Genomic DNA, 15,037 nt, shown 5'->3' on the forward strand with positions numbered 1-15,037 from the left:
TAATAAAGGATAATATGTATAAGAATATATGTAGAATAATTTTTTTATTATGTACATTTTTTATTCCTGCTATTTCATATTCTCAAACAATTCGTGAGGTAGCATCTATTCAGGGAATTAGAGAATATCAACTAATTGGATATGGTTTAGTAGTTGGTTTAAATGGTACTGGGGATGAAATGGTAAATAATCCGTTTACATATAAAACGTTAGAGGATATGTTACATAATTTAGGAACAAAAATTTTTTCCAATAATATCCCGCAAATAAAAAATATAGCTTCAGTCATTGTTATCGGAAATATGAATTCATTATCACAGGAAGGTGAAAAAATAGATGTAGTTGTATCTTCTATAGGAAATGCAAAAAATTTAAATGGAGGTATTTTACTAATGACTCCTTTAAAAGGAATAAATAATAAAGTGTATGCTATTGCTCAAGGAAGAATAGAACAAAATAACAAATTAACAAATAAGAATATTAACAATTATAAAGAAATAAACAATTTTTTTACTACAAAAAATACAGGAACAATATTTAAAGGAGGTATCATTCAAAGAAAAAATATATATTCTTTAAATGAATTTGGTAATTTTAAGTTACAATTAAAAGAAGAAAACTATAATTTAATTCAAAAAATATGTTCTACTATTAATAGACATTATTTTAATATGGCAAAACCAATAAATTCAAAAATAATTCAGTTAAATATGTATTCAAAAAATATTTCTGATCGAGTAAAAATATTATCTAAATTAGAATCTTTAGAAATAGATAATTTTTTAAATATTGAAAAAACAAAAAATAATACAGTATTTTTTAATAATATAAATCGATCATTTTTTTTTAATAAAAATATAAAATTAAATTCTTTTTTTCTTTCATATAAAAATTTTTTTATTATATTTAATAATAAAAAATTAATTATTTTAAATAAAACAGAAAAAAATTATATTAAAAAAATATTTACAAAAAATGTTACTTTAATTAATTTGATATATTATTTAAATAAATCACATTTTCCTAAACAAGATATTGTATATCTGTTAAAATTTATGCAAAAATCCCATTTTTTAACTAATAATATAGAAATATTATAATGAAAATATATTCGAAATATATAGAAGATAGTTATCCTTTCACACTACCAGCAGATATTAAAGAAAATTACTATAACGAAAAAAAAAATGAGTTATCAAAAAATATAGAAAGTATTTTTATAAATATTATAATTAAAAGCATGCGAAAAACACTTAATCAAAATGATTTATTTAGCAATGAACAATCAAAATTTTATACAAATATATATGACGAAAATTTATCTTCATTGATCAGTAAAAAAGGATTTGGGATTTCAGAAATAATATCAAAACAATTATATGAAAATAAAAAAAAATAAAAATACATCCCTTTTTTTTATTTTTTGAAAAGGGATGTGAAAAAAATAAAATTATTAATCAATAATAAGGAATACTAGCTGGAAAACTAGAATATTCAGTGGCTGCATGAACTCCGGCTGATTTTAAAATATAAATAATTTTACAAGAATTTATTTTTTTATTATTTTGATTACTTTTATAAATCATTAAGGAAATAGTATAAATAGAATTTTTTTTATTAAAATTAATTTTATCTTTAAAATTATATAAAATGTTATTTTTTTTTAAAAAACCAAAAATAACAATATTTTTATTTTTTTTTCTAATAATAAATTTTAAATTATAATGTATAAAAATAAAATATTTTAAATTAAAAAAAATTTTTATATTATTAATATTTAAAAATAAATTTTTTATTTTGATATTATAATATTGATATATATAAAAAAAATTTTTATTACATAAAATTATTTTTTTTTTTAATAAAAATGAATGATTTAAATTTTTTTTATAAAAATTTTTTTTATTTGAAAAATTAATTTTTATTTTTTTTTGAAAACACTGTAAGTCATATTTTTTTTTTTTTTTATCTATTAACAAATTTTTTATAATTAATGTATTTTTTTTATATTTTTTCAATAAAAAAATATTTATCTTTTTTATATTTAAAAAAATTTTATATTTAAAAATAATGTTTTTGTTATAATATTTCAAAAAAAAATTAATTATTCTTAAATTTTTTTTATATATTTGAATATAAGTTTTTTTTTCATGTTTTTTTAAAAATTGAAAATTTAAAAAAAATTTTTTTATAAAAATTGCAAATATAAAAATTATATTTTTTTGTTTTTCCATTATTTTTTGTACTTTAAGAAAATAATATTTATAAAAATTTAAAAAATATAATTTTTTTTTTGTATTGTTTTCATAATAATAATTTATTTTTTTTTTTTTATATAAAATATTTTTTGTTTTTTTTATATATAAATTACTTTTTTTTATTGAAAGAAGTAAATTTAAATTATTATTTATATAATTAAAATTACTAATTTTTTTTGTTTTTAAAAAAATTTTTTTTAATTGTAATAAAAAATTTTTTAAAATAATATACCTATTATTATAAATATGTTGTATAGTAAAATTTGAATATTTTTCTTTTATAAAATTATGTTTATAAATTTTTTGATAATTATTTTTTTTATATAATTCTTCTAAATTATAGCTTTTATACTGAAATTCTTCTCCTTTTTTTATTTGAAAAATGGAATATTGTGGTGTTTCCATTAATTTATTAGGAATAATAAAAGTTTTTTTACCTATTTTTTTTTTTTCTATTTTATATATAAAATCTCGTTTTTCATTTAATAAATAACAAGCGATTTGAATAGGTACAATTACATGCACTTCTTTTGTATTTTCTTTTAATAGTTCTTGTTCAATTAATCTTAAAATATATAAAGAAAAAGATTCATTATCTCTTATATTACCAATTCCTTTACATCTAGGGCATGTATAATGACTAAATTCTTTAAAAGAAGAATTTAAATGTTGTCGAGACATTTCTAATAATCCAAATCGAGAAATAGAACCAATTTGTACTTTAGCTCGGTCTTTAATAACTAATTTTTTTAGTTCTTTTTCAATTTTTCGTTGATTTTTTAATATATTCATATCAATAAAATCAATAACAATTAATCCTCCTAAATCTCTAAATTTTAATTGTCTTACAATTTCATATACAGCTTCTAAATTAGTATTAAATGCTGTATCTTCTAAATTTACTCCTTTTGTAGAACGTGATGAATTTATATCTATCGCAGTTAATGCTTCTGTTGTATCTAATATAATTGAACCACCTGAAGGTAAAATAACTTTTCTTTGAAAAGCTGAATTAATTTGTGATTCAATTTGATAAAAATTAAATAAAGAAATACTACCTGTATAAAGTTTGATTTTTTTTTTTAAATCAGATCTTCCTAATGATTTAATATATTTATAAGCTATATTTAATAATTTAGGATTATCAAAAATAATTTCTTCAATACTATCGATCATGCTATCTTGAAATGATCTAATTATAATATCTCTTTCTTGATAAATTAAACTTGGTGCTATATTATTTATCTTTTTTTTTTCTATTTTTTTCCAAATTTTTAATCTATATTTTAAATCTAGTTGTAAATCTTCTATTGATTTTCCTAAACTAGCTGTTCTAAATATTATTCCTATATTTTTAGGTATATTTAATACTGATGATATTTTTTTTATTTTTTTTCTATCTTTTCCTTTAATATTTTTTGATATACCTATAATTTCAGGATTATTTGGCATTAAAATTAAATAAATTCCTGCTAAAGTGATAAATGTAGTTAATGCAGCTCCTTTATTACCTCTTTCTTCTTTACTAATTTGTACTATAATTGTTTCTCCTATTTTAAATTTATTTTTTATTTTTTTACATTTTTTTTTATAACTAATTTTATTTTCTATATTATTTATATATATTTCTTTAAAAGGAAGAAAGCCATATTTTTCAAAACCATAATCAATAAAAATAGCTTCTAAACTAGGTTCTATTCTTGTAATAATTCCTTTATATATATTAGATTTTTTTTGTTTGGATCTATTAATTTCAATATCCAAATTATATAAATATTTTCCGTCTATCCAGGCAACTCGTGTTTCTTCTTTTTGAGTTGCATTAACTAACATTCTTTTCATGATTAAATCTCTTGCATTCTTTTAGTTAATGAATGAAAATCAAAAGGAGAATGTAAAAATTTAAAAAATAATTAAAATAAATATGTCAATTAAATTATATTAAAAATATAATCGATTTATAATCATAATTATATTGTTATTTTATAAATTTTTTACAATAATAATTTTTTTATATATTTGTGGTAATCAAGAAATTAATTGAAATTTATTAATACGATAAAATGAAATATATGCAGTAATAATTTTTTAATAGAATATTATATCATGTATACAAAATTTTTTTATCAGTAAAAATTTATATTTTTATTAAAAATAATATTATTTTTAAAATAAAAAAATTATTTAAAATATATAGAGTATAATGATGTAATCAATTTTTAAAAAATGATCACAATATTTTAGAGATTAATTTTAATGATCAAAATACTAAATTCCGTTACATTTATATTAATTAGACAAGATGATATAAATCAAAGAATAGATAATTTTTTATTTAAAAAATTTAAACATATACCTAAAAGTATGTTTTATAAAATTTTAAGAAAAGGAAGAATTCGAGTAAATAAAAAACGAGTATTATGTAAATATAAACTTCAAGAAGGTGATAGAATTCGTATTCCTCCTATTAATAATGTTATTATAAAAAATAAAAAAATAATTATTTTTAAAAAAATATTTGATTTTTTAAAAAAAAGTATTATTTATGAAGATCCTTATTTTTTTATTATTAATAAACCTTCCGGAATTGCAGTTCATGGAGGAAGTGGTTTAAAATTTGGAATAATAGAATATTTTAGAAAAATATATTGTCATATTCCTTATTTAGAATTAGTACATAGATTAGATCGAAATACATCAGGAATTTTAATTATTTCTAAAAAAAAATCGGTATTACGAGAATTACATAAACAATTAAGAGAAAGAAGAATAAAAAAATGTTATTTAACTTTAACACATGGTAAATGGAACAAAAAAAATAAAAAAATATCTCTCCCTTTGCTAAAAAAATTTTTACATAATGGAAAAAAAAATATTATTGTTCATAATGAAGGAAAAACTTCTATAACTTATTTTAAAATTAAAAAAATATATAATAATTGTACTCTAATGTATGCTTTTCCTATTACTGGAAGAACACATCAAATTCGAGTACATGCATCTAATTTAGGTTATCCTTTATTATTTGATTTAAATTACGGTAATAGCGATTTAGACAAAAAAATATCTCTAAATATTAAAATAAATAAAAAATTTTTTTTACATGCGTATAAAATTCGTTTATTTCATCCTATTAAAAAGAAAGAAATAGTTTTTAAAGCAAAACTAGAAGATAGATTTCAAAATTATTTGAAAACTTTACAATAAATTTTAAGTATAAAAATATAAAATAAACATTTTACAAATTAACTATTGTAGTTATACTTTATTAAAAGTAGAATGTATTTATTTAAAAAAAGGATAATATAATGGCTGTTCAAAAAAGTAAACCTACTAGATCAAAAAGAGGAATGAGAAGATCGCATGATAAATGTTATATAAATAACATTTCTATAGATAAACATACTCAAGAAAAACATATTAGACATCACATTACTAAAAATGGTTTTTATAAAGGAATAAAATTTATTGATTTTAAATAAATTTGATTTATAAGAATAAAAAATTTATAAAAATATATATTAAAAATATAATATCACCTATTTAATATTTTAAAATTTCAATATGAATTTTTCTATGATATTTCCAGGACATAGTGTAATTAAATGTTCTTCTTTAAAAAAATTAAATTTAGACAATAATATAATAAAAAATACTTTTGATAAAGCTTCTGATTATTGTAATTTTAATTTTTGGAAATTAATAAAAGATGAAAATGTTCATCAAGCTATTAAAAAAAAATATTTTCAAATTATGATCATGATTAGCTCAGTTGCAATTTATAATTTTTGGAAAAAAAAAATAATAAAAAAACCAGTATTTATGTTAGGACATAGTGTAGGAGAATATTCAGCTTTAGTATGTTCGAATTCTATTTCTTTTTTTGATGCTATTTCAATATTAAAATTTAGAGAAAGAATTATGTATGACACTATGAAGATTAATTCAGGTATAATGCAAGTGGTAATAGGTTTAAAAAAAAAAAAAATAGAAAAAATATGTTCATTACTTAATAAAAATAATCATGTTGTATCTATCGCAAGTATTAATTCTAAAAATCAGATAGTAATATCAGGAAAAAAATCATCTGTTATACTAGCATCTACAATGTGTAAAAAATATGGAGCATATAGAATTATCACATTACCCATTAAAATTGCATCACATTGTATTTTAATGAAAAATGCTTCATTTTTATTAAAAAATTTTTTGAAAAATAAAAATATTAACTTACCTAAAAATGTTGTTATTAATCCAGTACATGTTTCACAATATAATTGTATAGAAAATATCAGAAAATATTTATCTAAACAATTAACTTCTGTAATAAAATGGAGTGATAGTATTAATTATATAATAAATAAAAAAATTACTATATTTTTAGAAATAGGAACTAGTTATATTTTAACCCATTTAAATAAAGAATATAAAAATATATATACTATACCTATTAATAATTATAAAAATTTTTTATATGCAAAAAAAAAAATATATGATAAAAAATACATTTTATAATAAAAAAATTGCTTTAATTACTGGAGCTAATACAGGTATAGGAAAAGGAATCTCTAAATACTTTATTAAAAAAAATATTTTTGTTATTGGAACTTCTACTTCTGATATTGGAGTAAAAAAAATAAAAAAAAATTTAAAAAATAATGGATATGGTATAAAATTGAATTTATTAGATTATAAATCTATCAATAAAATAATAGAAAAAATTTATACTAAATTTGGAACAATTGATATATTAGTTAATAATGCTGCTATTAAACATGATAATTTACTAATATATATGACAGAAAAGGAATGGAATGATGTAATTAATGTTAATTTAACTTCTTTATTTTATATATGTAAAAATATAGTAAAATTTATGATAAAAAAAAAATCAGGAAGAATTATTAATGTTAGTTCTGTAGTTGCAGATATAGGAAATATTGGACAAACGAATTATTCAGTTTCAAAAAATGGATTAATTAGTTTTAGTAAATCCCTTTCTTTAGAGGTAGCTCGTTTTGGAATCACTGTGAATACTGTTTCTCCAGGTTTTATTAATACAGGTATGACAAAAAATCTCAATTTATTACAAAAAAAAAACTTTTTATCTACAATACCCATGAAAAGATTTGGAACAGTAGAAGAAATTAGCAGTGTAATTTTTTTCTTATCTTCTTCACAATCTTCATATATTACTGGTCAAACAATATATGTAAATGGAGGAATATATTCAAATTAATACATTAATATAACAATATCATGGAAAAAAAGTAATGAAAAATATTGAAAAAAAAATTAAAAAAATTATTTCAAAACAATTTGGAATAAAATACGATACTATTCTAAATAATTTTTCTTTACGAGATGATTTAAAAGCAGATTCTTTAGATCTTGTAGAATTAATTATGAATATTGAAGAAAAATTTAAAATTGAAATATCTGATGAAGAAGTAAGTAATTTTGATACTATTTCTTCTATTTGTATTTTTTTAAAAAAAAACAAAATAAAAAAATAAACAATATTTCATATTTATAAAAAAATATATTTTTAATTAAAAATTTTTATATTAAATAAAATTAATAAAAACAAATACAATTTTTAAAAAAAATAAAAATTATTCACATAAAACAAAAATATTTAAAAATTATTTCATTTTTTATTTTTTTATTTTAAAAATATTATATTTTTAAGTATAAACTTTATTTAAAAAAAATGATAAAAAACAAATTTATTGTTGTAGAAGGAATTGAGGGATCAGGAAAAACTGAAGCTTGTAAAATAATTTATGATTATTTATATAAATATGGTATTACGAATACTATTATAGTAAGAGAACCAGGAGGTACTATTATTTCTGAAAAAATAAGAAAATTAATTATCTCTAATTATAATGATGAATCGTTAAATAAAGAAACTGAACTATTATTAATATACGCAGCAAGAGTTCAATTGGTAAAAAAAATAATTCAACCAGCTTTAAAAAAAGGTTTAATAGTAATTGGAGATCGGCATCATTTATCATCTTTAGCATATCAAGGAGGAGGATTAGGAATTAATAAAAAAAAAATTTCTAGTTTAAAAAAAATGTTTATCAAAACATTAAACCCTCATTTGACAATTTACTTAGATGTAGATCCTAAAGTTGGATTAAGTAGAGTGAATCAAAGAGGAATAAAAGATAGAATTGAAAATAAATCAATAAAATTTTTTACTAAAGTACGAAATACTTATTTAAAATTAATTAAAAATTGTCCTACAATAATAACTGTTAATACTATGCAAAAAAAAAATTTGGTTCGTAATAATTTGGAATTAATCATTAAAAAATGGATTAATTTATAATGAAAATAAAATGGTATCCTTGGTTAAGTATACATTATCAAAATATTATTTTTAAATATAATAAAAAAATTTTTAATCCTGTTTTATTAATGGAAACACCAAAAAAAATTGGATCTTTTGAATTAATCTGGGCTTTAAGTACATGGATGTTATGTACTAGTAAAATTGGTATGAAATTTTGTAAAAAATGTTTAGGTTGTTGTCTAATGTTTTCAAAAAGTCATCCGGATTGGTATTTTTTAGATGCAGATAATAAAAAAATTGATGCAGTTAGCACAAGATCGATTATACAAAAAATATTTAATACACCTCAACAAGGAGGTTTAAAAATAATATATTTAAAAAATCCTTTTAAATTTAGCTCTTTTATTAGTGATTCTCTTTTAAAAATATTAGAAGAACCTCCTAATAATACATTTTTTTTTATCACTAATAATGAACCTTTAAAACAATATAAAGATACTTTATATAGCAGATGTGTAAAATACAAAATAACACAGCCTGATAAAAAAAATAGTTTGATATGGTTAAAAAAAAATACTTTATTTGAAAAAAAAAAATGTTTAATTGCTTTAAAAATTAGCAATTATTCTCCCATTTTAGCAAAAAATATATTAAATAGTAATTTATGGCAAGAAAGATATGATTTATTTAAAAAATTCTATAAGCTGATAAAAACCAATTTATTTTTAGATTTATTGCCATTGATAAATACAAAAAATTATTTGTTAAAAATAGAATGGATTAACTGTATTTTTTTAGATTCTTTAAAGTATTACTATAAATTATATAAAAATATACAAAATATAGATCAAATCAAATTAATAAAAAAATTATATAAAAATTTTTCAAAAAAATCATTAAACGAAAAAATTCAGTCTTTATTACGTTGTAAAAAAAAATTATTAAAAAAAATAAATATTAATTCTGAATTAGTCATATTACAAGAATTAATAAAATGGAAAATTAATAATTAGTATTAAATTATTGCAGAACAAGAAAGGTTTTATTATGATTTTAATCGATTCTCACTGTCATTTACATCATTTAAAAAAACAAAAAATTAAAAATTGTGAAATCAAAAAAATTATACAAGAGGCTAATAAAAAAAATGTAAAATTTTTTTTAAATGTCTCTGTTTCTATAAACGATTTTCATAAAATGATTTCAAAAATATCTGATAACAAAAATATTTTTTATTCTTGCGGTATTCATCCTTTATATGTAAAAAAAAATATTTTTAATATTTCTGAATTAAAAGAAATTTTAAAAATAAAAAATGTTATTGCAGTAGGAGAAACAGGTTTAGATTTTTATAAAAATACTAGTAATAAATTATTACAAGAAAAAAATTTTGATATGCATATAAATTGTTCTTTTGAAACAAGAAAACCTATAATAATTCATTCGCGAAATTCAAGTACAGAAATAATAAAACATTTAAATAATAATAAAAATAAATTATGTTCAGGGGTATTACATTCTTTTACTGGTAATTTAAGTTTTGCGAAAAAATTATTAGATTTAGGTTTTTATATTTCATTTTCTGGTATTATAACGTTTAAAAATTCTGAATATTTAAGAAAAATATTACAATATATACCGTTAGATCGTTTATTAATAGAAACTGATTCTCCTTATTTATCTCCTATTCCTTACCGAGGTAAAGAAAACAAACCTATATATCTTTATCAAATTGCAAAATGTATTGCATCTTTAAAAAATATATGTATGGAAAAACTTTCTGATTCGATAAAAAAAAATTTTATTACACTTTTTAATGTTACTTTAAAAAAATAATTTTATACTATATAACATAAAATCATTTTTTAAAAATTATATTTTTTTATTTTAAATATATAAAAATCTATTTTAGGAAGTTAATTAATATGTTTAAATACACTTTTGCAAATCTTCAAAAAATAGGAAAATCATTAATGCTTCCTGTTTCTGTTTTACCGATTGCCGGTATTTTATTAGGTATAGGTTCTGCAAAATTTAATATTATACCTGATGTAATATCTTTAATTATGGTTGAAGCAGGAAGTTCAATTTTTACAAATATGCCTATAATATTTTCTATAGGAGTTGCATTAGGTTTTACTAAAAATGATGGAGTCGCAGCTTTAGCATCAGTTATTTCATATGGAATTATGATTAAAACTATAACAGTTGTTTCTCCTATTATATTACATATGTCTTTTTTAAAAATACAACAAGAGCATTTGATAGATACAGGTATTTTTGGAGGGATTATTATTGGTATAGTATCGGCTTATATGTTTAATGTATTTCATAAAATACAAATGCCAGAATATTTAGGATTTTTTGGTGGAAAAAGATTTATTCCTATAATATCAGGATTAGTATCTATTTTTTTAGGAATATTACTTTCTTTAATATGGCCACCTATCGGAAAAATAATAAAACATTTTTCTGAATGGTCGGCTTATCAAAATCCATTATTAGCATTTGGTATTTATGGTATAGTCGAACGTGCATTGGTACCATTTGGTCTACATCACATTTGGAATGTTCCTTTTCAAATGCAAGTAGGAGAATTTCATAATTCTTTAGGTCAATATTTTCATGGAGATATAGCTAGATATATGGCTGGAGATGAAACAGCAGGAAAGTTATCTGGTGGTTTCTTGTTTAAAATGTATGGTCTTCCAGCTGCTGCGATTGCTATATGGCATTCTTGTAAAAATAAAAATAGAAAAAAAGTAGGAAGTATCATGCTTTCTGCAGCATTAACTTCTTTTTTAACTGGTATAACAGAACCTATTGAATTTTCTTTTATGTTGACAGCACCTATTTTATATATATTACATGCTATTTTATCTGGATTAGCATTTTCTATTTGTATATTTTTTAATATGCGTTCAGGAACTAGTTTTTCACATGGATTTATAGATTTTATAATATTAAGTGGACATAGTAATAAAATATGGTTATTTCCAATAATAGGTATATTATATGGATTAACTTATTATTTTTTATTTTATTTTTTAATTACTAAATTAAATTTAAATACTATTGGAATGGAAGATAAAAAAATTAGTTCTAGTATAAAAACTAAAGATATACCAATAATAGTTCCTAAAATAGTATCATATTTGGGAGGAAAAAATAATATATCTAGTTTAGATGCTTGTATTACAAGATTAAGAGTAACAGTATTTAATATATCTAAGATAAATGAACAAAAATTAAAAAATATAGGAGCTTCTGCAATATTTATATCTGGTTTAGGTATACAAATAGTATTTGGAACCAAATCAGATAATATTAAGACAGAAATAGATATATTTATTAAAAAAAATAAATAAATTAAATTATATTGAATTATTTTAAATCATTTTTTAAAAAATTTTCATAAAGGGGTGAGTAAATAATCACTCGCCCTAAAATATTTTTTAAATTCAAATAATTTTTACAATAAGAGTTATATCATGAAAAAAAATAATATTTTTACTCGAATAATTAACAAACAAATAAAATCAGATATATTATATCAAGATGATATTATTACAATATTTAAAGATATTTTTCCAAAATATCCTGTACATGTTTTAATTGTTCCTAATAAAAAAATAAAAAATTTAAATGCTATAAATAATACAAATCAAAATATACTAAATCATATGCTTATTCATACTATAAAAATAGCAAAAAAATTAAAAATTCATAAAACTGGTTATAAAGTTTTAATAAACTGCAATAAAGGAGGAGGACAAGAAATACCTCATTTACATATACATTTAATGGGAGGTGTAAAAAAATAAAAATACTTTTTATATTATTTCATTAATTTTTCATTGATAATTAAAAATTAGCATTATTTACTGTTCTAGGAAAAGGAGTAACATCTCTTATATTATTTATTCCTGTAATATACATTAATAATCTTTCAAAACCTATTCCAAAACCAGCATGAGGTACAGTTCCATATTTTCTTAAATCACGATACCACCAATAATCTTCTTTGTTTAATTGCATTTCTAACATTCTTTGATCTAATTTAAACAATTGATCTTCTCTTTCTGAACCTCCTATTATTTCTCCTACATAAGGAAAGAGAACATCCATAGCAGCAACAGTTTTTTTATCTTTATTTAATTTCATATAAAATGCTTTTAAATCTTTGGGATAATTTATAATAACAATAACAGATTTAAAATATTTTTCTGAAAGATATTTTTCTTGATCAGAAGATAAATTATGTCCAAAAATTATTTTTTTATTTGAAAAATTATAAAATTTATTTAAAATTTTAATTGCTTCTTTATATTCGATAATAATAAAACCATTTTTTATGAATGACAGTAATCTGTTTTTTAAATCTGTTTTTAAATAATTTGATAAAAAAAATATTTCTTCTTCATTAATTTTTAAAACATAAGAAAAAATATTTTTTAATAAATTTTCAGAAAAAATAATAATATCTTGTAATATATGAAAAGAAGTTTCTACTTCTAACATCCAAAATTCAGATAGATGTCGACTAGTATTAGAATTTTCTGCTCTAAATATAGGTCCAAAAGTATAAACTTTAGATAAAGAAGAAGAATATGTTTCTAATGTTAGTTGACCTGATACACTTAAAAAAACTTTTTTAGAAAAAAAATATTTAGAATTATAATCTTTTTGTATATTTTTTTTTGTAGAAATATTTTTTTTAGATGATATCGTAAACATAGAACCAGATCCTTCTGCATCAATACTAGTTATAATAGGAGTAGGTATCCAAAAATATTTTTTTTCAAAAAGAAAATTATGCATACTATGTAAAACAGAATTTCTAATTCTCGATATAGAAGATATAATATTTGTTCTTGATCTTAAATGACTGACATCTCGTAAATATTCTAAAGTATGTTTTTTTGGAGATATAGGATAAGTATTATTATTTTTTATCCATCCAAAAATTTTTATTTTATCAGCTAATAATTCATATTTTTGTTTTTTTCCTGTAGAAAAAATTAATTTTCCATTAATACATATTGAACAACCTGTACTTAGTTTTAATATTTCAGAAAAATAGTTTTTTAAATTTTTTTTTGCGATTACTTGCAAATCAAAAATATGAGAACCATCAGAAACATGAATAAAAGATAATCCTATTTTTGAATCACGTTTACTTTTTATCCAACCATTTATTTTAATTTGACTATTAATTTTTATACAATTATTGTGTATATCTGATATTGATACTGAAATCATTTTAATTTCCTAATAATTAAAATTTATTTAAAAATATAAAAACAGAAAAATTTTAATATAATTTTACAAAACAAAAATTTATTTTTGAAAATATTAAAAAATATATTTTTATTAAAATTTTATAAATAGTATTTATATATAATAAAAGTATATATATAATTATAATATATTTTCTATCATACATTTTTTTGAACAATATTTATTAAAATTTGTATTGCAACTTATACATTGAATAAACAGAAGATTGCATTTACTATTTTTACAATTGAGATGCTTGTTACAAGCAATACCGCAATTATAGCATTTACCTAAAATATCATGAGTGATTTTTTCTGATATTCTTGCATCAAAAACAAAATTAATTCCTTTAAAATATGATTTTAAATTTTTTTTTCTTATTTTATTTACGTAATTTAAAATTCCACCTTGTATTTGGTAAATTTTTTTAAATCCAAAATGAATTAATAAAGATGTTGCTTTTTCGCATCTTATACCTCCAGTACAATACATTACAATTTTTTTATTTTTTTTTAATTTTTGTATATAATTAATTAATTCTTGTAATTGCTCTCTGAAAGTATTATATGAAAAATTTATTGATCGTATAAAATGACCAACTTCATATTCGTATCGATTTCTTATGTCTATAAAAATAACATTTTTTTCATGTATAATTTTATTAACATGTATAGGATCAATATATATTCCTTTTTTTTTGTAATCTAAATTTGGAATATATAAATTATCTGCAACAATTTTTTTACGTACTTTTACAGATAATAACCAAAATGCATTATCTTTATTTTCTATACAGTGATTAAAATGTATATCTTTGAAATTATTATTAAATTTAATAAGAAAATATTTCATTTTTTTATAATTTTTTTCAGGTACACTGATTTGTGCATTTATTCCTTCTGAAGATATATATATCCTACCTAAAATATTTAAATTATTAAAAAATTTATAAATAAAATTTCTAAATTTTGTAGTATTTACAATACTAAAATATTTATAAAAAGATATAATCATATATTTTTTTTTTCTATTTTCATTATTTTCTTTTAATATTTTTCTTGAAAGAGTGTTATACAAATTTGTCATTTTGGAATACTCTACATAATACAAATTTAGTTAATAATATTTTTAATTATATAAAAATTTTTTATTTACATTATTAGTAATAATACTAATATTCAACATCACTTAA

At 18.8% G+C, this 15,037-nt stretch carries 15 protein-coding genes; 12 read left to right on the plus strand and 3 right to left on the minus strand.

Translation table 11 applies throughout. From position 1 onward, the window contains the following. Positions 1–14: 14 nt before the first annotated feature. Together RJU59_RS01305 and RJU59_RS01310 are read left to right on the plus strand one after the other, a co-directional pair. Positions 15–1,100, plus strand: a complete 1,086-nt coding sequence (locus RJU59_RS01305) for a flagellar basal body P-ring protein FlgI (RefSeq protein WP_343155018.1) — start codon at positions 15–17, stop codon at positions 1,098–1,100. Next, positions 1,100–1,399 (plus strand): rod-binding protein, encoded by a 300-nt coding sequence (locus tag RJU59_RS01310; RefSeq protein ID WP_343128416.1) that lies wholly within the window; start codon positions 1,100–1,102, stop codon positions 1,397–1,399. Before RJU59_RS01305 ends, RJU59_RS01310 begins: the two co-directional genes overlap by 1 nt. A gap of 58 nt (positions 1,400–1,457) precedes the next feature. Here the strand turns inward: RJU59_RS01310 and RJU59_RS01315 are convergent, their stop codons facing one another. Further along, on the minus strand, positions 1,458–4,100 hold the full coding sequence (locus RJU59_RS01315) for an Rne/Rng family ribonuclease (RefSeq protein ID WP_343155019.1): 2,643 nt from the start codon (positions 4,098–4,100) through the stop codon (positions 1,458–1,460). Between the two features lie 414 nt (positions 4,101–4,514). Here RJU59_RS01315 and RJU59_RS01320 point away from each other — a divergent pair, with 414 nt between their 5' ends. The 10 genes from RJU59_RS01320 to RJU59_RS01365 all read left to right on the plus strand — a co-directional run bounded on the left by RJU59_RS01320 (position 4,515) and on the right by RJU59_RS01365 (position 12,389). Beyond that, positions 4,515–5,465 carry an RluA family pseudouridine synthase gene (locus tag RJU59_RS01320; protein WP_343155020.1) on the plus strand — a complete coding sequence of 317 codons (951 nt, stop codon included), beginning with the start codon at positions 4,515–4,517 and terminating at the stop codon, positions 5,463–5,465. Between the two features lie 101 nt (positions 5,466–5,566). Further along, positions 5,567–5,740, plus strand: a complete 174-nt coding sequence (gene rpmF, locus RJU59_RS01325) for a 50S ribosomal protein L32 (RefSeq protein WP_343128419.1) — start codon at positions 5,567–5,569, stop codon at positions 5,738–5,740. A gap of 82 nt (positions 5,741–5,822) precedes the next feature. Continuing rightward, positions 5,823–6,773, plus strand: a complete 951-nt coding sequence (locus RJU59_RS01330) for an acyltransferase domain-containing protein (protein ID WP_343155021.1) — start codon at positions 5,823–5,825, stop codon at positions 6,771–6,773. Further along, positions 6,751–7,497: a 3-oxoacyl-ACP reductase FabG gene (gene fabG, locus RJU59_RS01335; RefSeq protein ID WP_343155022.1), complete on the plus strand. Its 747-nt coding sequence runs from the start codon at positions 6,751–6,753 to the stop codon at positions 7,495–7,497. The genes RJU59_RS01330 and fabG overlap by 23 nt, the downstream gene beginning before the upstream one ends. A 34-nt stretch (positions 7,498–7,531) precedes the next feature. Next, the gene (gene acpP / locus RJU59_RS01340) at positions 7,532–7,774 is read left to right on the plus strand and encodes an acyl carrier protein (protein WP_343155023.1); all 243 of its coding nucleotides are present in this window, start codon (positions 7,532–7,534) and stop codon (positions 7,772–7,774) included. Positions 7,775–7,971: 197 nt separating this feature from the next. Next, positions 7,972–8,601 (plus strand): dTMP kinase, encoded by a 630-nt coding sequence (gene tmk, locus RJU59_RS01345; protein ID WP_343155024.1) that lies wholly within the window; start codon positions 7,972–7,974, stop codon positions 8,599–8,601. After that, positions 8,601–9,578, plus strand: a complete 978-nt coding sequence (locus RJU59_RS01350) for a DNA polymerase III subunit delta' C-terminal domain-containing protein (RefSeq protein ID WP_343155025.1) — start codon at positions 8,601–8,603, stop codon at positions 9,576–9,578. The genes tmk and RJU59_RS01350 overlap by 1 nt, the downstream gene beginning before the upstream one ends. 34 nt (positions 9,579–9,612) lie before the next feature. After that, the gene (locus tag RJU59_RS01355; protein ID WP_343128425.1) at positions 9,613–10,401 is read left to right on the plus strand and encodes a TatD family hydrolase; all 789 of its coding nucleotides are present in this window, start codon (positions 9,613–9,615) and stop codon (positions 10,399–10,401) included. Positions 10,402–10,490: 89 nt separating this feature from the next. After that, on the plus strand, positions 10,491–11,933 hold the full coding sequence (gene ptsG / locus RJU59_RS01360; RefSeq protein ID WP_343155026.1) for a PTS glucose transporter subunit IIBC: 1,443 nt from the start codon (positions 10,491–10,493) through the stop codon (positions 11,931–11,933). 123 nt (positions 11,934–12,056) lie between these two features. After that, a complete protein-coding gene (locus RJU59_RS01365) occupies positions 12,057–12,389 on the plus strand; it encodes an HIT domain-containing protein (RefSeq protein ID WP_343155027.1) in 333 nt (110 codons plus the stop codon). 40 nt (positions 12,390–12,429) lie between these two features. Here the strand turns inward: RJU59_RS01365 and asnS are convergent, their stop codons facing one another. Together asnS and RJU59_RS01375 are read right to left on the minus strand one after the other, a co-directional pair. After that, positions 12,430–13,827, minus strand: a complete 1,398-nt coding sequence (gene asnS, locus RJU59_RS01370; protein ID WP_343155028.1) for an asparagine--tRNA ligase — start codon at positions 13,825–13,827, stop codon at positions 12,430–12,432. A 159-nt stretch (positions 13,828–13,986) separates the two neighbouring features. Next, on the minus strand, positions 13,987–14,931 hold the full coding sequence (locus RJU59_RS01375) for a rhodanese-related sulfurtransferase (protein WP_343155029.1): 945 nt from the start codon (positions 14,929–14,931) through the stop codon (positions 13,987–13,989). Positions 14,932–15,037: the final 106 nt, after the last annotated feature.

The organism is Buchnera aphidicola (Kurisakia onigurumii) (assembly GCF_039394605.1).
In the GTDB taxonomy this organism is placed as follows: domain Bacteria; phylum Pseudomonadota; class Gammaproteobacteria; order Enterobacterales; family Enterobacteriaceae; genus Buchnera_I; species Buchnera_I aphidicola_B.